Origin of the sequence: Cellulomonas sp. zg-ZUI22, from assembly GCF_017353535.1 — a bacterium.
Lineage (GTDB): Bacteria > Actinomycetota > Actinomycetes > Actinomycetales > Cellulomonadaceae > Cellulomonas > Cellulomonas wangleii.
The window spans coordinates 42,928-60,141 of record NZ_JAFMUZ010000004.1 but is presented as its reverse complement, the minus strand read 5'-3'; the positions used below and the strand labels follow the sequence as shown (position 1 = coordinate 60,141).

The 17,214-nt window shown below is 75.6% G+C and carries 17 protein-coding genes and 2 tRNA genes; 14 read left to right on the top strand and 5 right to left on the bottom strand.

Annotated features, from left to right (window positions below; translation table 11 throughout):
* The first annotated feature begins 245 nt into the window (after nucleotides 1-245).
* Entirely contained in the window at nucleotides 246-407 is a 162-nt protein-coding gene (locus J1G43_RS13045; protein WP_207340656.1) for a hypothetical protein, read from the top strand.
* A gap of 88 nt (nucleotides 408-495) precedes the next feature.
* Here J1G43_RS13045 and J1G43_RS13040 read toward each other — a convergent pair whose 3' ends face one another.
* Entirely contained in the window at nucleotides 496-1,896 is a 1,401-nt protein-coding gene (locus J1G43_RS13040; protein WP_207340655.1) for a nicotinate phosphoribosyltransferase, read from the bottom strand.
* 71 nt (nucleotides 1,897-1,967) lie between these two features.
* Here J1G43_RS13040 and clpS point away from each other — a divergent pair, with 71 nt between their 5' ends.
* From clpS to J1G43_RS13005, 7 genes are all read left to right on the top strand, one after another.
* Entirely contained in the window at nucleotides 1,968-2,261 is a 294-nt protein-coding gene (gene clpS, locus J1G43_RS13035) for an ATP-dependent Clp protease adapter ClpS (RefSeq protein WP_372434886.1), read from the top strand.
* Nucleotides 2,261-2,899 carry a DUF2017 domain-containing protein gene (locus tag J1G43_RS13030; protein ID WP_207340653.1) on the top strand — a complete coding sequence of 213 codons (639 nt, stop codon included), beginning with the start codon at nucleotides 2,261-2,263 and terminating at the stop codon, nucleotides 2,897-2,899. The genes clpS and J1G43_RS13030 overlap by 1 nt, the downstream gene beginning before the upstream one ends.
* A 10-nt stretch (nucleotides 2,900-2,909) precedes the next feature.
* On the top strand, nucleotides 2,910-3,722 hold the full coding sequence (gene murI / locus J1G43_RS13025) for a glutamate racemase (RefSeq protein ID WP_207378610.1): 813 nt from the start codon (nucleotides 2,910-2,912) through the stop codon (nucleotides 3,720-3,722).
* Nucleotides 3,719-4,507: an MBL fold metallo-hydrolase gene (locus tag J1G43_RS13020; protein ID WP_207370814.1), complete on the top strand. Its 789-nt coding sequence runs from the start codon at nucleotides 3,719-3,721 to the stop codon at nucleotides 4,505-4,507. Before murI ends, J1G43_RS13020 begins: the two co-directional genes overlap by 4 nt.
* A gap of 85 nt (nucleotides 4,508-4,592) precedes the next feature.
* A complete protein-coding gene (rph, locus tag J1G43_RS13015; RefSeq protein WP_207378609.1) occupies nucleotides 4,593-5,432 on the top strand; it encodes a ribonuclease PH in 840 nt (279 codons plus the stop codon).
* 17 nt (nucleotides 5,433-5,449) lie between these two features.
* Entirely contained in the window at nucleotides 5,450-6,073 is a 624-nt protein-coding gene (gene rdgB / locus J1G43_RS13010; RefSeq protein ID WP_307859591.1) for an RdgB/HAM1 family non-canonical purine NTP pyrophosphatase, read from the top strand.
* Nucleotides 6,070-7,731 (top strand): ABC-F family ATP-binding cassette domain-containing protein, encoded by a 1,662-nt coding sequence (locus tag J1G43_RS13005; RefSeq protein ID WP_207378607.1) that lies wholly within the window; start codon nucleotides 6,070-6,072, stop codon nucleotides 7,729-7,731. Before rdgB ends, J1G43_RS13005 begins: the two co-directional genes overlap by 4 nt.
* Before the next feature lie 64 nt (nucleotides 7,732-7,795).
* On the opposite strand, the gene J1G43_RS13000 is transcribed toward J1G43_RS13005, so the two are convergent.
* Nucleotides 7,796-8,350 carry an NUDIX hydrolase family protein gene (locus J1G43_RS13000; RefSeq protein ID WP_207370810.1) on the bottom strand — a complete coding sequence of 185 codons (555 nt, stop codon included), beginning with the start codon at nucleotides 8,348-8,350 and terminating at the stop codon, nucleotides 7,796-7,798.
* A 125-nt stretch (nucleotides 8,351-8,475) separates the two neighbouring features.
* Here J1G43_RS13000 and trxA point away from each other — a divergent pair, with 125 nt between their 5' ends.
* Both trxA and J1G43_RS12990 read left to right on the top strand, forming a co-directional pair.
* Nucleotides 8,476-8,844: a thioredoxin gene (gene trxA / locus J1G43_RS12995; protein WP_207370809.1), complete on the top strand. Its 369-nt coding sequence runs from the start codon at nucleotides 8,476-8,478 to the stop codon at nucleotides 8,842-8,844.
* Between the two features lie 291 nt (nucleotides 8,845-9,135).
* The gene (locus tag J1G43_RS12990; protein WP_307859590.1) at nucleotides 9,136-12,255 is read left to right on the top strand and encodes a glycosyl hydrolase; all 3,120 of its coding nucleotides are present in this window, start codon (nucleotides 9,136-9,138) and stop codon (nucleotides 12,253-12,255) included.
* Nucleotides 12,256-12,295: 40 nt separating this feature from the next.
* Here J1G43_RS12990 and J1G43_RS12985 read toward each other — a convergent pair.
* Both J1G43_RS12985 and bcp read right to left on the bottom strand, forming a co-directional pair.
* Nucleotides 12,296-12,381 (bottom strand) — tRNA-Leu (locus J1G43_RS12985).
* Between the two features lie 44 nt (nucleotides 12,382-12,425).
* Nucleotides 12,426-12,893 carry a thioredoxin-dependent thiol peroxidase gene (bcp, locus tag J1G43_RS12980; protein WP_207340644.1) on the bottom strand — a complete coding sequence of 156 codons (468 nt, stop codon included), beginning with the start codon at nucleotides 12,891-12,893 and terminating at the stop codon, nucleotides 12,426-12,428.
* 129 nt (nucleotides 12,894-13,022) lie between these two features.
* Here bcp and J1G43_RS12975 point away from each other — a divergent pair, with 129 nt between their 5' ends.
* The 3 genes from J1G43_RS12975 to J1G43_RS12965 all read left to right on the top strand — a co-directional run bounded on the left by J1G43_RS12975 (nucleotide 13,023) and on the right by J1G43_RS12965 (nucleotide 13,857).
* Entirely contained in the window at nucleotides 13,023-13,319 is a 297-nt protein-coding gene (locus J1G43_RS12975; RefSeq protein WP_207340812.1) for a co-chaperone GroES, read from the top strand.
* A 112-nt stretch (nucleotides 13,320-13,431) separates the two neighbouring features.
* Nucleotides 13,432-13,704, top strand: a complete 273-nt coding sequence (locus J1G43_RS12970; RefSeq protein ID WP_207340643.1) for a hypothetical protein — start codon at nucleotides 13,432-13,434, stop codon at nucleotides 13,702-13,704.
* A 77-nt stretch (nucleotides 13,705-13,781) separates the two neighbouring features.
* Nucleotides 13,782-13,857 (top strand) — tRNA-Lys (locus tag J1G43_RS12965).
* A 102-nt stretch (nucleotides 13,858-13,959) separates the two neighbouring features.
* Here the strand turns inward: J1G43_RS12965 and J1G43_RS12960 are convergent.
* Nucleotides 13,960-15,429: an SMI1/KNR4 family protein gene (locus tag J1G43_RS12960; protein ID WP_207340642.1), complete on the bottom strand. Its 1,470-nt coding sequence runs from the start codon at nucleotides 15,427-15,429 to the stop codon at nucleotides 13,960-13,962.
* Nucleotides 15,430-15,600: 171 nt separating this feature from the next.
* Here J1G43_RS12960 and J1G43_RS12955 point away from each other — a divergent pair, with 171 nt between their 5' ends.
* Entirely contained in the window at nucleotides 15,601-17,199 is a 1,599-nt protein-coding gene (locus J1G43_RS12955; RefSeq protein WP_207340641.1) for an NAD(P)/FAD-dependent oxidoreductase, read from the top strand.
* Nucleotides 17,200-17,214: the final 15 nt, after the last annotated feature.

Here is a 17,214-nt window from a genome sequence, read left to right as displayed (position 1 = left end):
TGTCTCGCACACCCGTCCATCTCACGATGTGGACGATGAGGATTGGATGAAATGCCAGGTCAGGACGCTGGACACGTGACCACATACCAGTGACGCCCGGCTCCGCAAGTCGACCGTTCGACGTGCCGAGCGGGCCTGTGACTGCCAGGCTCTTCCCGTGACAAAGACGGCCCCGGGTACCCCCGGGGCCGAACTCGGAGCCTGCGGCCACGTGCCGCCGGGCGTTCGCACGAAAGGGTGCTCACATGCCGTCCTGGCTCATCCTCATTCTCGTCGGTGTCGTCCTCGTCGTCCTCGGCGTTGCGACCAACATCGGCCAGTTCCTCATCTGGATCGGCGTCATCGTGCTGGTCGTGAGCCTGATCCTGGGCCTCGTGGGCCGTGGTCGGTCGCGCACGAGGATCTGACGCAGCATCGCGCGGTCGGCGAACGCCGACCTGACGCGCCGGGCCGGGACGCACCACGCGTCCCGGCCCGTGCCGTGTCCGGAGTGGCTCACCCCAGGCGCAGCTCCACCGTCGGAACGGCCGCCTCGTCCGAGGACAGCCGGCGGGCGCCGCGCGGCAGCTCGTCGCGGGACGCGGCGTGCCGCGCGGCCGCAGCACGCACGCCCTGCGCCGCCGTCAGCCCGGGCAGCACCTCGCCGTCGACCACGAGCGGCACGTGCAGGGGCCGCAGCGTGGGGTCGGGGTCGCGGTGCCGCTCGTCCGTCCAGGCGGCCACCCGCTCGTCGTCACCGACGACCAGCACCTCCTCGACGGCGCGCCCGTCCCGGTCCAGGCGCCGCGCCGCGGACTTGCGGCCACCCAGGCTCGTCTTGGACCGCGACGCCTTGGCGACCGGCTCCATGGCACCCGAGGCGCCCTCGCGGGCCACGAGCTTGTAGACCATCCCGCACGTGGGGGCGCCCGAGCCGGTCACCAGCGACGTGCCGACGCCGTACGAGTCCACGGGAGCGACCGCCAGCGCGGCGATCGCGTACTCGTCGAGGTCGCTCGTCACCACGATCCGCGTGTCGCGGGCGCCCGCCGCGTCCAGCTGGGCACGGACCTCCTGCGCCAGCACGGCCAGGTCCCCGGAGTCGAGCCGCACGGCACCCAGGCCCGTGCCCGCCGCCGCGAGCGCGCGCTCCACGCCGCGGCGCACGTCATACGTGTCGACCAGCAGGGTGGTACCGGCGCCGGACGAGCGCACCTGCGAGGCGAACGCCGCCTCCTCGTCGTCGTGCAGCAGCGTGAAGGCGTGCGCGGCGGTGCCGATGGTCCGCAGCCCGTAGCGGCGCCCCGCCTCCAGGTTGGACGTGCCGGCGAAACCCGCGACCGCGGCGGCCCGGGCGGCTGCGACGGCGGCGTCCTCGTGCGCGCGCCGCGCCCCCATCTCCAGGCACGGGCGGTCCACCGCCGCGCTGGTCATGCGGGACGCCGCCGACGCCACCGCCGAGTCGTAGTTGAGCACGGACAGCACCAGCGTCTCGAGCAGCACGGCCTCGGCGAAGGTGCCCTCGACGACCAGCACGGGGGACTGCGGGAAGAACATCTCGCCCTCCGCGTAGCCCACGGCCGAGCCGCGGAAGCGGTACCCCGCCAGGAACTCCAGCGTGGCGTCGTCCACGATGCGCTCGTCGGCCAGCCAGTCCAGCTCGGGGGTGCCGAACCGGAAGGCGGCCAGCTGCTCGAGCACGCGGCCCGTGCCGGCCAGCACGCCGTACCGGCGGCCGGCCGGCAGCCGCCGCGTGAAGACCTCGAAGACGCAGCGCCGGTGCGCCGTGCCGTCGGCGAGTGCCGCCTGCAGCATGGTCAGCTCGTAGCGGTCGGTGAGCAGGGCGGTGCTGCCCGAGCCGACGGCGGCGACGGCCGGGGTGGTCGCGGTCGGTGCCGGTGCGTGCGTGTCCGTCATGCCGTCAACGTAGACGCCCCCGGCGACGCGGTCATCCGCCGCGCCAGGCCGTCCCACCTACAGTGGGCGTCGTGCCCGCGCTGACCGCTCCCGACACCCGCCCGGACGTGGCCGAGGCGACGTCCACGGCCGACGCCTGGGTCACGATCGTGTGGAACGACCCGGTGAACCTCATGACCTACGTCACCTACGTCTTCCGCACCTACTTCGGGTACCCGACCGAGAAGGCCGAGCACCTCATGCGCCAGGTCCACGAGGAGGGCCGCGCGGTGGTGTCGACCGGCAACCGTGAGGCCATGGAGATCGACGTGCAGGCCATGCACTCCTACGGCCTGTGGGCCACGATGCAGCGCGGGGGGCAGTGATGCGCGCGTTCCGCCGTCAGAAGGGCCGCTTCGTCGCGCAGCTCGACCCGAGCGAGCGCGACGTCGTCGCCTCGGTCGTCGCCGACGTCGCCGAGCTGCTGGGCGCCGGCCGCCTCGAGGACGGCGCCCCGCCCGCGACGGGCGAGCCCGTCCCCGGTGCTCCCGGTGGGTGGTCGATGCGTACCGGACCCGTGCCGCCGCCGCAGGACCCCGCGGTGCGCCGGCTGCTGCCCGACGCGTCGCGGGACGACCCCGAGGTCGCCGACGAGTTCCGCAGGCTGACGGAGGACGACCTGCGCGGGCGCAAGATCGCCCGCCTGCGGGCCCTGTGGGCCGCGCTGGTGCACGGCGAGCCCGGGTGGCCGGAGCACGCGCTGGTGGTGTCGCCCGACCAGGCCGACGACGTCGCGGCGACGCTGACGGACCTGCGCCTGGTGCTCGGCGAGCGGCTCGGCATCCGCACGGACGCGGACTCCGAGGCCCTGTACGACGGCCTGGGCGACGGCGACGAGGACGACGTCCGCGCCTACCTGGCCTCGGTGTACGGCGCGCTGTCCTGGCTGCAGGAGTCGCTGCTGGCTGTGATGCTCGCCGCACCGGAGCGTCCCGGCACCGGGCGCCGCCGGTCCGACGGCTAGTCTCGGTCGCGTGAGCGACGCCCCCATCGGCATCTTCGACTCCGGCGTCGGGGGCCTGACCGTGGCGCGGTCCATCCTCGACCAGCTGCCGCACGAGTCCACGTTGTACATCGGCGACACCCTCAACGGCCCGTACGGTCCCAAGCCGCTCGCCGCGGTGCGCGCCCACGCGCTGGAGATCATGGACGACCTGGTCGACGCGGGCGTGAAGATGCTGGTCATCGCCTGCAACTCCGCGTCCGCGGCCGTGCTGCGCGACGCCCGTGAGCGGTACACGCTGCGCCGCGGGCTGCCGGTCGTCGAGGTGGTGCTGCCGGCCGCGCGGCGAGCGGTCGCGGCGACGCGGAACGGGCGCATCGGTGTCATCGGCACGCGGGCCACGATCGACTCGCGCGCCTACGACGACGCCTTCGCGGTCGCCGGGGTGGAGCTGACGTCGCGTGCGTGCCCCCGGTTCGTGGAGCTCGTGGAGGCGGGGGTGACGTCCGGACCCGACGCCCTGGCCACGGCCCACGAGTACCTCGACCCCGTCCGCGCGGCCGGCGTCGACACGCTCGTGCTGGGCTGCACCCACTACCCGCTGCTCACCGGCGTCATCTCCTACGTCATGGGCGAGGAGGTCACGCTCGTGTCGAGCGCCGAGGAGACGGCCAAGGACGTCTACCGCACGCTGGTCGCGCACGACATGGAGCGCGACCCGGCGTCGGGCCCGGCGACCCACCGGTTCCTCGCGACGGGCGACCCGGCGTCGTTCGCGTCGCTGGCCCGCCGGTTCCTCGGTCCCGAGGTCGAGGCGGTCGAGCCCCGGGGTGCGTTGCGATGAGGCTCGTCGTGCTGGGGTGCGCCGGGTCGTTCCCGGGACCGGACTCGGCGGCGTCGTCGTACCTCGTCCAGGCTGACGACGCGGACGGCCGCACCTGGTCCGTGCTGCTCGACCTGGGCAACGGGGCGCTCGGTGCGCTGCAGCGCTGGGGCGACCCCGCCGCGCTCGACCTCGTCGCGCTCTCGCACCTGCACGCCGACCACGTGGCCGACCTCGCGGTGCTCGGCGTGTACCGCCGCTACCGGCCCGCCGGCCCGCTGCCGCGGCTCGTGGTGCAGGGACCGGCGGGCACGCGGGAGCGGATCGTGCAGATGTCCGGCCACGACCCCGCGACCGACACGGCCGAGCAGTTCGACGTGCGCACCTGGGCGCCGGGCGTGCCCGTCGTCGTCGGGCCGATGACCCTCGAGGCCGTGCCGGTGGAGCACCCCGTGGCCGCCGTCGGCGTGCGCGTCACCGGCCCGTCGGAGGACGACCCGGCACGCCGCGTCGTCCTGGCGTACAGCGGGGACACGGACGCGTGCCCGGGCCTGGACGACCTGGCGACGGGTGCCGACCTGCTGCTGGCGGAGGCGGCGTTCGTCGAGGGCCGTGACGACCACGTCCGCGGCGTCCACCTCACCGGCCGTCGGGCCGGGCAGGCCGCCGCGCGCGGGGGCTCGCGGGCGCTGGTGCTCACGCACGTGCCGGCCTGGAACGACCCGCACGTCGCCGTGGCGGAGGCCCGCGCGGTGTACGACGGCCCCGTCGTGCTGGCCGCACCGGGGGCGACCTACCCCGTGTGACGCCGGCCGTGCCCCGGCGCCGGGGCGCAACCCCCCCGGGGGGCCGGTTCGGAGCCGGGCACCGTGCGCACGTAGGGTCGTGGGCATGGTGAGCGGTGGCGGGACGACGGCGGGTGCGGTGGCGGACGGTACGGCGGGGGTGCTGCGGGCGGACGGGCGACGGCCCGACGAGCTGCGGCCGGTGACGATCACCCGGCGCTTCCTGGACGCGGGCGAGGGGTCCGTCCTCGTGGAGTTCGGCGGCACCAAGGTGCTGTGCGTCGCGTCGTTCACCGAGGGCGTGCCGCGCTGGCGCAAGGGCTCGGGCGAGGGCTGGGTGACCGCCGAGTACGCGATGCTGCCGCGGGCCACCAACAGCCGGTCCGACCGGGAGTCGGTGCGCGGCAAGGTCGGCGGGCGCACGCACGAGATCTCGCGGCTGATCGGCCGGTCGCTGCGCGCCGTCGTCGACGTCGCCGCGCTGGGGGAGAACACCGTCGTCCTCGACTGCGACGTCCTGCAGGCGGACGGCGGCACCCGGACGGCCGCCATCACCGGTGCGTACGTCGCGCTCGCCGACGCCGTCGCGTGGGCGACGTCGCAGCGGCTGGTCAAGCCCGGACGCAGGGTGCTGCGCGACTCCGTCGCGGCCGTCAGCGTCGGGATCGTCGACGGCGTCCCGGTGCTCGACCTGCCCTACCGCGAGGACGTGCGCGCGCAGACCGACATGAACGTCGTGACGACCGGCTCGGGGACGTTCGTCGAGGTGCAGGGCACGGCGGAGCACGCGCCGTTCGACCGCGCCGAGCTCGACGCCCTGCTCGACCTCGCGGTGGCGGGCACCGCCCGGCTCACGGCCCTGCAGGCCTCCGTGCTGGCGGCGCCCGCCGCCGACGGGACCGCGACGCGGACGGCCGGACCGGCCGCAGCCGGGGCCGGCGCGTGACACCGGCCGAGGGTGTCGTGGTCCCGGTCGGCGCACGGCTCGTGCTGGCGACCCACAACGCGCACAAGGTCGCCGAGCTGCGCGCGATCCTGGCGCCCGTGCTGCCCGGGCTGGACCCGGCCGCGGTGCTCGGCGCCCGGGACGTGCACGCGCCCGAGCCGGTCGAGGACGGGCTGACGTTCGAGGCGAACGCGCTCCTCAAGGCGCGGGCCCTCGCGGCGGCCACCGGCCTGCCCGCCGTCGCCGACGACTCGGGGCTGAGCGTCGACGTGCTCGGCGGTGCGCCCGGCATCTTCTCCGCGCGCTGGGCCGGACGCCACGGCGACGACGCCGCCAACCTGGCGCTGCTGCTCGCCCAGCTGTCCGACATCGCCCCCGCCCACCGCGGTGCGCGGTTCGTGTGCGCGGCGGCCCTCGTCACGCCCGACGGCACCGAGCACGTCGAGGTGGGCACGCTGGAGGGGACGCTGGCCACGGCACCGCGCGGTGCGTACGGCTTCGGCTACGACCCGGTGCTCGTGCCGCACGGCGAGACGCGCACGTGCGCCGAGCTGACGCCGGCCGAGAAGAACGTGATCAGCCACCGCGGACAGGCGTTCCGTGCCCTCGTGCCGCACCTGGTGGCGGCGCTGCAGGCATGAGCGCGCCGCCGACCTCGCGTCCGGGCGAGGTGCAGCTCGTCGCGGAGTCCGTGACGTTCGGCTACCCGGGGCGCCCGGTGCTGGACCGGCTCGACCTCACCGTGGGCCCCGGCGACCGCGTCGGGCTCGTCGGGGAGAACGGGGCCGGCAAGTCGACCCTGCTGGGCGTGCTCGCCGGTCGGCTGCACCCGCAGGGCGGCGCGGTCCGCCGGCAGGGAACGCTGGCGGTCGTCGAGCAGGACCTCGCCGTGTCCGAGGGGGACACGATCGGCACGCTCGTCGAGGCCACGGGTGCGGCCACGCGCGCCGCGGCGGCCGACCTGCAGGCCGCGATCGACGCCTTCGACCACGAGGGCGGGGACGTGGCCGCGCTGTCCGCGGCGATCGCGCGCTACGAGCACCTCGCGGCCTGGGACGTCGACCGGCGGGTCGACGAGAGCCTGTCGCGGCTGCGCGCCCCCCGGGACCGCGACCGCCCGCTGGCCGAGCTCAGCGTGGGCGAGCGCTACCGCGTGCGCCTGGCCTGCCGGCTCGCCGAGCGCGCCGACCTGCTGCTGCTCGACGAGCCGACCAACCACCTGGACACCGGCGGGGTCGAGCACCTCACCGCGCAGCTGAGGGGGTGGGCGGGTGGGCTCGTCATCGTCACGCACGACCGTCGCCTGCTGGACGACGTCATGACGGCCATCCTCGACATGGACCCGTCGATGGACGGGCGGCCGGTGCTGTACGGGGCGGCGCGGTACGCGGACTACCGGTTCGCGCGCGACCAGATGCTGCGCCGGTGGCGGGCCCGCTACCGCGCCGAGCGCAAGCGCGCCCGGGTCCTGGCCCAGCGCCTCGACGCGTCGTACGAGGGCCTGTCGGACGAGTGGCGCCCGCCCAAGGGGTCGCACGCCCACCGCCGCGCCACCCGGGCGCGGCAGCACGTGAAGGCCGCCGACCGCCTGGTCCAGCGGCTCGAGGCGCAGGCCGTCGAGGTGCCCGTGCCCCCGCCCGCCCTGCAGTTCCCGGACCTGCCGTCCGTCCCCACGGACTACACGGGTGGTCCCCTCGTGGACCTGCGGGGCGCCCGCGTCGCGGGGCGGCTCGACCTGCCCGGACGCCGGGTGGACGTCATGCCGGCGAGCCGGCTGCTGGTCACGGGCCCCAACGGCGCCGGCAAGTCGACCCTGCTGGCGGCGCTCGTGGGCTCGCTCGTGCTCGACCGGGGCACGCGGACCGTGGCGCCGGGCGTCCGGCTGGGCGTCCTGGCCCAGGAGGGGCCGGGGGAGCGCGCCGCGGCACCGGGTGGCGCGTCGCCGACCGCGTTCGACGCCTACGCGCGCCACGCCCTGGACCTGCTCGAGGCCGGCGCCCTGGACCCTGACGCGCTGGTGCCCGTCGCGGCGCTCGGCCTGCTCACCGAGGAGGACCTCGAGCGTCCCCTGCGGGAGCTGTCCGTCGGTCAGCGCCGCCGGTTCGACCTGGCGTGCGCGCTGCTGGCGGCGCCGCACGTGCTGGTGCTCGACGAGCCGACCAACCACCTGTCCGTCGGGCTGGTCGACGACCTCACGGTCGCGCTGCGGGCGACGTCGGCCGCCGTGGTCGTCGCGACCCACGACCGGCAGCTGCGTGCCGACCTGGCCGACTGGCCGCAGCTCGACCTCGGCACCTGACACGGCACCTGACACGGCACCTGACGCGGCACCTGATGCGGCCCGGCGCCGACGGCGGCGCGGGTCAGGGCAGGCGGCCCGCCCACGCCATCGCCTGGCGCAGCAGCAGACCCTGCCCGCCGTTCATCTCGACCTGCACCGCCTCGGCGCACGCCTCCTCCGGCGTCAACCAGGCCAGGTCCAGCGCGTCCTGCTGCGGGCGGCAGTCACCGGCCACCGGGACCACGTACGCCAGCGACACCGCGTGCTGGCGGGGGTCGTGGTACGGCGTCACGCCGGGGGTCGGGAAGTACTCGGCGACGGTGAACGGCTGCGGCGACGCCGGCACCTGCGGCAGCGCGACGGGGCCCAGGTCCTTCTCGATGTGCCGCAGCAGGGCGTCGCGCACCCGCTCGTGGTACATCACGCGCCCCGACACCAGTGCGCGGGACATCACGCCCTCGTTCGTCACACGCAGCAGGAGCCCGACGGCGACGACGTCGCCCGACTCGTCCACGCGCACGGGCACGGCGTCGACGTAGAGGATGGGCAGCTGCCGGCGCGCGGCGCCGATCTGCTCGGCGGACAACCAGCCGGCAGGACGCTCGGGGCCAGGGGGGAACTCGGCGGACGCGGTCACCGTGCAGTTCTACCCCGTCCGCGGCGTGCGGGCCGCATCGCCTCGCTGGGGGCAGCGGGCGGCGGAATAGGGCCGGAGGGGTCGGTGCTGTACCGGGGGAACCCCTGCAGGACGGAGACACACCCATGAGCACCATCACGCTGACCGCCGACACCATCGCCAGCACGGTCAAGGACAACGACATCGTCCTGATCGACTTCTGGGCGGCGTGGTGCGGCCCGTGCCGCATGTTCGCACCCGTCTTCGAGGCGTCCAGCGAGGCGCACCCGGAGGTCGTGCACGCGAAGGTCGACACCGAGGCCGAGCAGCAGCTGGCCGCGGAGCTCCAGATCACCTCCATCCCGACGCTCATGGCGTTCCGGGACGGGATCCTCGTCTTCAACCAGGCAGGTGCGCTGCCGGCCCCGGCGCTCGAGCGGGTCCTCGCGGGCGTCAAGGAGCTCGACATGGACGAGGTGCGCGCCAAGATCGCCGAGCGGTCCGCGGCCGCCTGAGACCCCTCGCCGAGCGGCGGGACGAACCGTTTCGGGGCGTCCCGCCGCTCGCGGTTGCAGGACCTGGACGCGGTGTTAGCGTGATGTGAGATCGCTCTCACCACAGCGTGACCAACGGGGGTCGCGCGGGGACCGGTCGCGGTGCGGCGCAACGGAGCGGCGCACCGGTCGCAGGGGCGACCGCCGCGCGCGCAGCGCGCGACGGGGTCGCCTTGGGGGCTTCACACCATGCAACCAACAGCACGGACCCCTCGGGGGTCCTCATCTCAGCACGCCCTGGACACGGTCACGGTGCCGTGGTGGAGGCGTGGCATCGCGACGACGGCGGCGCTCGCGCTGGCCGGCGCCGCGGCCCTCGTGATCGTCCCGCGGGACGACGCCGTCGCCGCCGACGGGATCGTCGACGTGGGTGCCGGCGGGTACGCCGCCGCACCTGTCGGGCCCACGCCCGAGGGGTGCGACTCGGTCGAGGCGGACCCGCGCTCGGCCCTGACGGACGACGCACCGTCCGGTGCGCTGCCGACCAACGACTGGTGGTCGTCGCTGCTGTACAAGCGGCTGGACTGCCGCCTGAGCGAGCCGCTGCACGCCCACCCGGTGTCGTACCAGCCGACGCCCGGGGGCCTCGGTCTGTCGACGCCGCGCGAGGCCACGCTGTCCGGGACGCCCGGCGGCATCGGCGAGTTCCACTTCCAGTTCGTCCAGGACGTCGTGGTCGGCGTCGCCGGGCTCGAGGCGCCGACGGTGCAGGTCGCGGGCTGGACGGACTGGACGGTCACGCCGTCCTGGTCCGACGGCACACGCAGCCTGCGCGCCACGATCGGGCACGGGCTGCCCACCTCCTGGTACCACGTCCAGGGCGGCGACGCCGTGCTGTCGTCCACCCACGACGTGCGCGTGTGGGCGCGGGACGGCGCCACGCTCGGCTTCACCGCCAACGGCCACGACTACGCCGCGCACGCACCCACGGGTGCGACGTGGGACGTCACGGGGTCCACGCTCCGGTCCTCCCTGGGTGGTCGGGGATACCTGGCCGTGACCGCGCTGGCCACGGCGGCCGACGCGACCGACGCCGACCGGGCCGCCGCGCTCGCCGCGGTCGACGGCTCCGCCCTCGCCGAGGTCACGGGCACCACGGCCGACTACACCTACGACGCCGCCGCCGGCGTGGTCCGGACCACCTACCGGCTGGAGACGACGCCGCTGGAGGCCGGTGCGACCGGCGCCCTCGTCGCGCTGTACCCCCACCAGCAGCGGTACGTCACCGCCGTCGACGGGGAGCAGCTCGACGCCGCGTACCCCAGCCCGCGCGGGGCCATGACGCCGTACGCGGGCACCACGTCCTTCACCACCGCCACGCCGTTCACGGGCGTCCTCCCGGAGGTGCCGGCCGTCGCCACGTCGTCCGGTGCGGCGCGCGCGACGCTGGACGGGCTGCTGGCCGAGGTGGCCGCCGACCCGATGCCGATCCTGCGGGCCGACACCTACTGGACCGGCAAGGCCCTGGGGCGGGCGACGCGCATCGTCGAGATCGCCGACCAGCTGGGGGAGACGCAGCTGAGGGACGAGACCCTGGCGCGCGTGCGCGCCACGCTCACCGACTGGTTCACCGCCACGCCGGGCAAGACCGGGCAGGTCTTCGCCTACGACGAGCGGTGGGGCACCCTCATCGGGTACCCCGCGTCGTACGGCTCGGACACCGAGCTGAACGACCACCACTTCCACTACGGGTACTTCGTCGCCGCCGCCGCCACCCTGGCCCGGTTCGACCCGCAGTGGGCGTCGGACGGGCAGTACGGCGGCATGGTGGACCTGCTCATCCGGGACGCCAACGGGTACGACCGGTCCGAGACCCGGTTCCCGTACCTGCGGGACTTCGACGTGTACGCCGGCCACGACTGGGCGTCGGGCCACGGGGCGTTCGTCGCCGGCAACAACCAGGAGTCGAGCTCCGAGGGCATGAACTTCGCCGGCGCCCTCGTGCAGTGGGGCGAGGCCACCGGTGACACCGCCGTGCGGGACGCGGGCGCGTACCTGTACGCGACGCAGGCCGCGGCGATCCAGGAGTACTGGTTCGACCGGGCCGAGGCGATCCCGGACGGGTTCGGCCACTCGACCCTCGGCATGGTCTGGGGCGACGGCGGCACGTACTCGACGTGGTTCTCCGGCGAGGCCGAGATGATCCAGGGGATCAACACGCTGCCCATCACCGGGTCCCACCTGTACCTCGGCACGCGACCGGACGACGTCCGGTCCAACTACGCCGAGCTGGTGAAGGCCAACGGCGGACCGCCCACGGTGTGGCAGGACATCCTGTGGAGCTACCTGGCGCTGGGCGACCCCGACGAGGCGTTGCGCCTGCTGCAGGCGAACCCCGGCTACCCGGTGGAGGAGGGGGAGTCGCGGGCGCACACGTTCCACTGGATCGCGAACCTCGCGGCGCTGGGGACGCTCGACACCACGGTGCACGGCGACAGCCCGCTCTCCGTGGTCTTCGTGAAGGACGGCGCGCGCACCTACGTCGCCGCCAACGTGACGTCGGCGCCGCGGACCGTGACCTTCAGCGACGGCACACGGGTGTCGGTGCCCGCCGGCAGGACGGTGGCCACGGGGGCGCAGACGTGGTCCGGCGGGGGCGCCGTGGGCGGCCCGACGGCCGGGCCGACGGCGAGCCCGACGCCGACGCGGACCCCGCGTCCGACGGTCAGCCCGACGCCGACGCGGACCCCGCGTCCGACGGTCAGCCCGACGCCGACGCGGACCCCGCGTCCGACGGCGAGCCCGACGCCGACGCGGACCCCGCGTCCGACGGTCAGCCCGACGCCGACGCGGACCCCGCGTCCGACGGTCAGCCCGACGCCGACACGGACCCCGCGTCCGACGGCGAGCCCGACGCCGACACGCACCCCGCGTCCGACGGCGAGCCCGACACCGACGCCCGGCACCGGACTCACGTTCGCGCTCGGCCGGGACGGTGCGCTCGTCCGGACCCCGGGTCCGGCGGGCGAGCTCCAGGTGCCTGCCGCGCGCGGGACCGACACCGCGGCCGAGCCGCCGGGAGCCGTCGTCCTGCAGGCCACGGGCCTCACCGCCCGGGCCACGGGCGGGACGACGACGTTCGACCTGCTGGTCGACGCCGGCACCCACGTGGGCAACGGCACGCGCCTCTCGGTGCAGTACGACCTGACCGGGGACGGGACGTGGGACCGGGTCGAGGTCTACCGGTACCTCGCGACCGACCCCCTGCCGGGCGGTGAGCGCTACACCCAGGCCGTCGGCCTGGACCGCGCGACCGGTGCGCTGGGTGACCTGCGCGGTGGCACGGTCCGGGTGGCGCTGTGGAACGCCATCGGGAGCGGTCCGTCGACGGTGGCGACCGGAGGGTCCGTGATCGGGCTGCCGTTCCGCTGAGGTCGGCGACGGGGCCGGGGCGTACGCCCCGGCCCCGTCGTGGTGCGGGAGACGGGAGTCGAACCCGCACGCCCTTGCGGGCACCAGGACCTAAACCTGGCGTGGCTGCCGTTTCACCACTCCCGCGCGCGCCCGAGTCTGGCACGCGCCGACCCGGGGCCGCCCGGTGGTCAGTCGATGCCGAGGTCCCGCCGCAGCTTGGCGACGTGGCCCTTGGCGCGCACGTTGTACTGCGCGAGCGCGACCTTGCCCTCGGGGTCGACCACCACGGTCGAGCGGATGACGCCCGTCGACGTGCGCCCGTAGCTGGTCTTCTCGCCCCACGCGCCCCAGGCCTCGAGCACGCGGTGCTCCGGGTCCGAGAGCAGGGGGAACGTCAGCGCCTCGGCCTGCGCGAACCGCGCCAGCTTCTCGGGCGAGTCGGGCGAGACGCCGAGGACGACGTACCCGGCGCCCGTGAGCGAGGCCAGCGAGTCGCGGAAGTCGCAGGCCTGCGCCGTGCAGCCCGGCGTGCCGGCGGCGGGGTAGAAGTAGACGACGACGGAGCGGCCGCGCAGGTCCCGCAGCGACACCTCCTCGCCGGTGCTGCTGGGAAGCGTGAGGTCGGGCGCGGTGTCGCCGACGGCGAGGCGGGGCACGGTCACTCCTGCGGGTCGTGGGGGCGGGACGACGGACGCCAGCCTAGATCGCAGCGGGGTAGCGTCGGCGACGTGAGTGCACCGAACGAGACGCCCCGCGAGGGCGCGGGCCGTGACCTTCCCCTGCGCATGCTCAACGACCGGCTGCTGGTCGAGCTCGACTCCGACGCGGCCGAGCGCCGTACCGGCGCCGGCATCCTCATCCCGCCGACGGCGGCCATGGGCAAGCGGCTGGCGTGGGCCACGGTGGTCGCGGCGGGTGAGCACGTGCGTCAGGTCAAGGTCGGCGACCGCGTGCTGTTCGACCCGGAGGAGCGCGCCGAGGTGGAGGTCTCCGGGAGCACGTACCTGCTCCTGCGGGAGAAGGACGTGCACGGCGTGGCGGAGCCGCGGGCGACCGGTGAGGGCACCGGCCTGTACCTGTGACCGGCGTGTCGTGCGCACCCGCCGTCGTGTCTTCATGACGGCGAGGTTCGCGTCGTAGGGTCCGGGTGAAGGTCGGGGGACCGCGACTGTCGCGCGTGCGACGAGGAGGACCATGGACGAGCGCATCCCGGCGGACGACCCGGGCCGGGCCCAGGAGGCCGGGGCCGGCGCGGAGGGCGTGCCTGCACCTGACGAGAACGTCATGCTCCCCGGGCTCGACGCGGCGCAGCACGCCCAGGAGCTGCTGGCCGAGCACGTGCCGTTGACCCTGCTCGTCGACCTGCTCGCCCCGACGGGGCAGACGTCCGAGGAGCTGCTCGCGGCCGAGGGGCTCCCCGAGGACGCGTGGTGGAGCGCGGACGGCGGCACGCCCACCGGGGCGTGAGGGTCGTCACAACAGGCCCGTGGGCGGCCCTCCGGTTCGACCACCACCCCGGGATCCTGCTAATCTCAACCAGCCGCGCGCCTCTAGCTCAACTGGCAGAGCAGCTGACTCTTAATCAGCGGGTTCCGGGTTCGAGTCCCGGGGGGCGTACCAGCCACGAAGCCCCGTCAGGTCCGCCTGACGGGGCTTCGTCGTTCCCGGGGCGACCCACCACCGACGACCGCGACCAGCACGGCGGACGGGATCCCGGTGGCCTCAGCGCGCGCCCATGAGCAAGCCGGGCGCGAACACGGTCGGCGCCAACCCCAGGGACCCGGCCAGCGAGACGCACCCGTGGCACGGGTCCATCGGACCGTGCGGCAGGTACGTCGCCTCCCCGACCGTGCAGATGGCGCCGTCCGGCATCCCGACGAGCGACGTGGGCTCCGGCTCGCCCGCGGCAGCCGCGTGGTCCGACCTGGCGGTGAGCGCCCGTGACATGGCGCTGACCGGCGAGCACCCACGGACGTCGTACTGCAGCCATGGGCCGGTGTCACGCACGGCTGCGTCCAGCCAGTCGGTGAACCACTCGGTGAACGACGACGCGACCTGGGTGGTCTCTCCGGCCGACCCGGACGCGTCCAGCCAGACGGTCCCCCGCCGCTGCCCCTCGAGCGCGAGCACCCAGGCGTTGCCGCACCCCGCGTGCGCGAGTGGGACGACGTCGCCCGCCCGCCGCAGCGGCAGCAGCCCGTACCCCGGGCCCGCACCCGGGCCGGCGACCCGCAGGAGGAAGTCCCGCACGTCGTTCGGCAGCGGGCCGGTCCCGGCCTCCACCGCCGCGAGCTGCTCGTGGTCCAGCACCGGCCCGAGCCGGCCGCCGTGCACGGTCCAGCCCTGCCAGCCGGCCGCCTGGCGGGGCGTACGCCGCTCGGCCAGGCCGTCGAGGGTCCGCTGGACGGCCTCGCGCGTCACGGGCGCCGGCGGGTCGAGGGGCACCAGCATCGCGAGCTCACGCAGCAGCGCGGCGTCGTCGCCGGACGCGAGCCCCACCGGGTCGTCGAGGAGGCCGGTCGTCGTCCAGTCGGCGCCGTGGACCTTGAGCTCGACCGTCCGGGAGCTCGGCCACTGGGCCACGAAGAGGCTGACGAGCGCGGCGTCGTCGCCCTGGAGCAACGGCAGGCACCCGACATCGCCGATCAACGGCGGCAGCAGGAACGGCGTGCCACCGAGGGCCTCCCGGAACTCACCGAGCCGCACCACCGCGTCCGGCCCGGCGGGCCCACGGTCCAGCCCTGCCACGACGAGCCCGAACCGTCGCCCGTCGAGCACGACCTGGCAGCGCACCACCGGGTGCGCGGCCGACGGCTCGCGGCCGGCGATCGCCCCGAGCAACGCCGACACGAGGCCCGCCAGGGAGTGGCCGCCCTGGGCGACGGCTTCCTCCTCGCTGGGGCCGTACCCGGGCACCGACGTGAAGACCGGCGTGCTGCCCAGCCTTCCACCGGACAGCTGGAAGAAGCACGCCGCCTGCCGCTGCCGGCCCAGGTCGGTGACCACGGGGACGTGGCACAGCACGGTCAGCTCAGGACCGACGACACGCGCCGTCCCCTCCACGACCTGCGCCCCGTCGAGGTGCTGCGCCACGACCGCGGCGAGCAGCGCGTCGTGCGACACCGGCGCCGGACGCTCGGGCTCCCTGCCGTGCCCGTCGGGTCCGGGGGGCTCGCGGCGGCGTCCGAACACGCGTCCATCCTGGCAGCGTCGGGCGGGTGAGGTCGAGGCTCTCGCCCGTTCTCCCTGGACCCTGCTCGGACCACGGTGCGCGCACGGTCCGCCCGGGCCCTTGCGTGTCCCGGCGGGCATGCCGCGGCGCAGCGCGTCACGATGTCGTCACCTGTCGAGGACGGAGCGGTGATGGCCGACGAGCGGAGCGGGTCCCCGGAGCGGGACGGCACGGGCGAGGCAGGACGGGCCGCCGACCCCGGTCCGCAGGGCGGCGGCACCGTGGACCGCTCGACCCGCGCCGACGACGAGTTCGACGTGGTCGTCCTCGGTGCCGGGGCGGTGGGGGAGAACGTCGCGGACCGCGCGTCGCGCACGGGGCTGCGCGTCGCCGTCGTGGAGCCGGCGTTGGTCGGCGGCGAGTGCTCCTACTGGGCGTGCATGCCCTCCAAGGCGCTGCTGCGGCCCGGCGACGCGCTCGCCGCGGCGCGCGCGGTGCCCGGCGCGGACGCCGCGCTGACCGGTGACCTCGACGTCGCGGCCGTGCTGGCCCGCCGCGACGAGGTCGCCGCCCACTGGGACGACGCCGGGCAGGTCGCCTGGGTCGAGGGTGCCGGGCTGACGCTCGTGCGGGGGCACGCGCGGTTCACGGGGCCGCGCACACTCACGGTCGAGAGGGCCGACGGGACCGCCCGCCCGTTGCGCGCCCGCCACGCGGTGGTCGTGGCCACCGGGTCGGTCGCCGTCGTGCCCGACGCCTTCGCGGGCGTGCGGGCGTGGACCAGCCGCGAGGCGACGTCCGCGCACCGGGTGCCCCCGCGGCTCGCCGTCGTCGGCGGTGGCGTGGTGGCCACCGAGATGGCCACCGCCTTCGCGGACCTCGGCAGCGAGGTCACGGTGCTGGTGCGCGGGCGGCGGCTGCTGCCGGCGGCCGAGCCGTTCGCCGGGGACGCCGTGGCGCGCAGCCTCACCGACCGCGGCGTGCGCGTCGCGTTCGGCGCGTCCGTGACGTCCGCGTCGCGCGACGAGGAGGGCGTGCACCTGACCGTGGAGCGCGCGGGCGACGACGGCGCGCCGGGCGCCGCCGACGTCGTCACGGTCGACGAGGTGCTGGTCGCCACGGGTCGCCGACCGGCCACGGACGACCTGGGGCTCGAGGTGCTCGGCCTGCGACCGGGTGATCCGCTGGCCGTGGACGACCGGTTGCAGGTGACGTCGGTCGAGGGTGGCTGGCTGTTCGCGGCGGGCGACGTCACGGGCCGCACGGCGACCACCCACCAGGGCAAGTACGACGCCCGGGTGGTGGGGGACGTCGTGGCCGCCCGGTTCGACCCGCGGGACCCGGGCGCCGTCTCGGACGACCCGGCGGGGCTGTCCCGTGCCGCCGAGGCCGCCGCCGCGCCCTGGAGCCGCTACCGCGCCACCGCCGACGCGGCGGCGGTGCCGCAGGTCGTCTTCACCCGGCCCCAGGTGGCCTGGGTCGGGCGGACCGAGGCGGCGGCGCGTGCGGAGGGGCTGGACGTCGAGGTCCTGTCCTACGAGCTGGGTGACCTCGCCGGTGCCACCGTCACCGCGGCGGACTACGCGGGCCGGGCGCAGCTCGTCGTGGACCGCGCGCGCGACGTGGTGGTCGGGGCGACGTTCGTCGGCCCGGACGTCGCCGACATGCTGCACGCGGCGACCGTCGCGGTCGTCGGGCAGGTGCCGCTCGCGCGGCTGTGGCACGCGGTGCCCTCGTACCCGACCCTCAGCGAGGTGTGGCTGCGGCTGCTGGAGGCGGCGGGTCGCTGACCCGCCGCCTCCCGC

What these genes read in the sequence shown, in the direction of transcription:
- J1G43_RS13045 (WP_207340656.1), top strand. Translation starts at nt 246, where the DNA reads ATGCCGTCCTGGCTCATCCTCATTCTCGTCGGTGTCGTCCTCGTCGTC.
- J1G43_RS13040 (WP_207340655.1), bottom strand. Translation starts at nt 1,896, where the DNA reads ATGACGGACACGCACGCACCGGCACCGACCGCGACCACCCCGGCCGTC.
- J1G43_RS13030 (WP_207340653.1), top strand. Translation starts at nt 2,261, where the DNA reads ATGCGCGCGTTCCGCCGTCAGAAGGGCCGCTTCGTCGCGCAGCTCGAC.
- J1G43_RS13020 (WP_207370814.1), top strand. Translation starts at nt 3,719, where the DNA reads ATGAGGCTCGTCGTGCTGGGGTGCGCCGGGTCGTTCCCGGGACCGGAC.
- rph (WP_207378609.1), top strand. Translation starts at nt 4,593, where the DNA reads ATGGTGAGCGGTGGCGGGACGACGGCGGGTGCGGTGGCGGACGGTACG.
- J1G43_RS13005 (WP_207378607.1), top strand. Translation starts at nt 6,070, where the DNA reads ATGAGCGCGCCGCCGACCTCGCGTCCGGGCGAGGTGCAGCTCGTCGCG.
- trxA (WP_207370809.1), top strand. Translation starts at nt 8,476, where the DNA reads ATGAGCACCATCACGCTGACCGCCGACACCATCGCCAGCACGGTCAAG.
- J1G43_RS12975 (WP_207340812.1), top strand. Translation starts at nt 13,023, where the DNA reads ATGCTCAACGACCGGCTGCTGGTCGAGCTCGACTCCGACGCGGCCGAG.
- J1G43_RS12970 (WP_207340643.1), top strand. Translation starts at nt 13,432, where the DNA reads ATGGACGAGCGCATCCCGGCGGACGACCCGGGCCGGGCCCAGGAGGCC.
- J1G43_RS12955 (WP_207340641.1), top strand. Translation starts at nt 15,601, where the DNA reads ATGGCCGACGAGCGGAGCGGGTCCCCGGAGCGGGACGGCACGGGCGAG.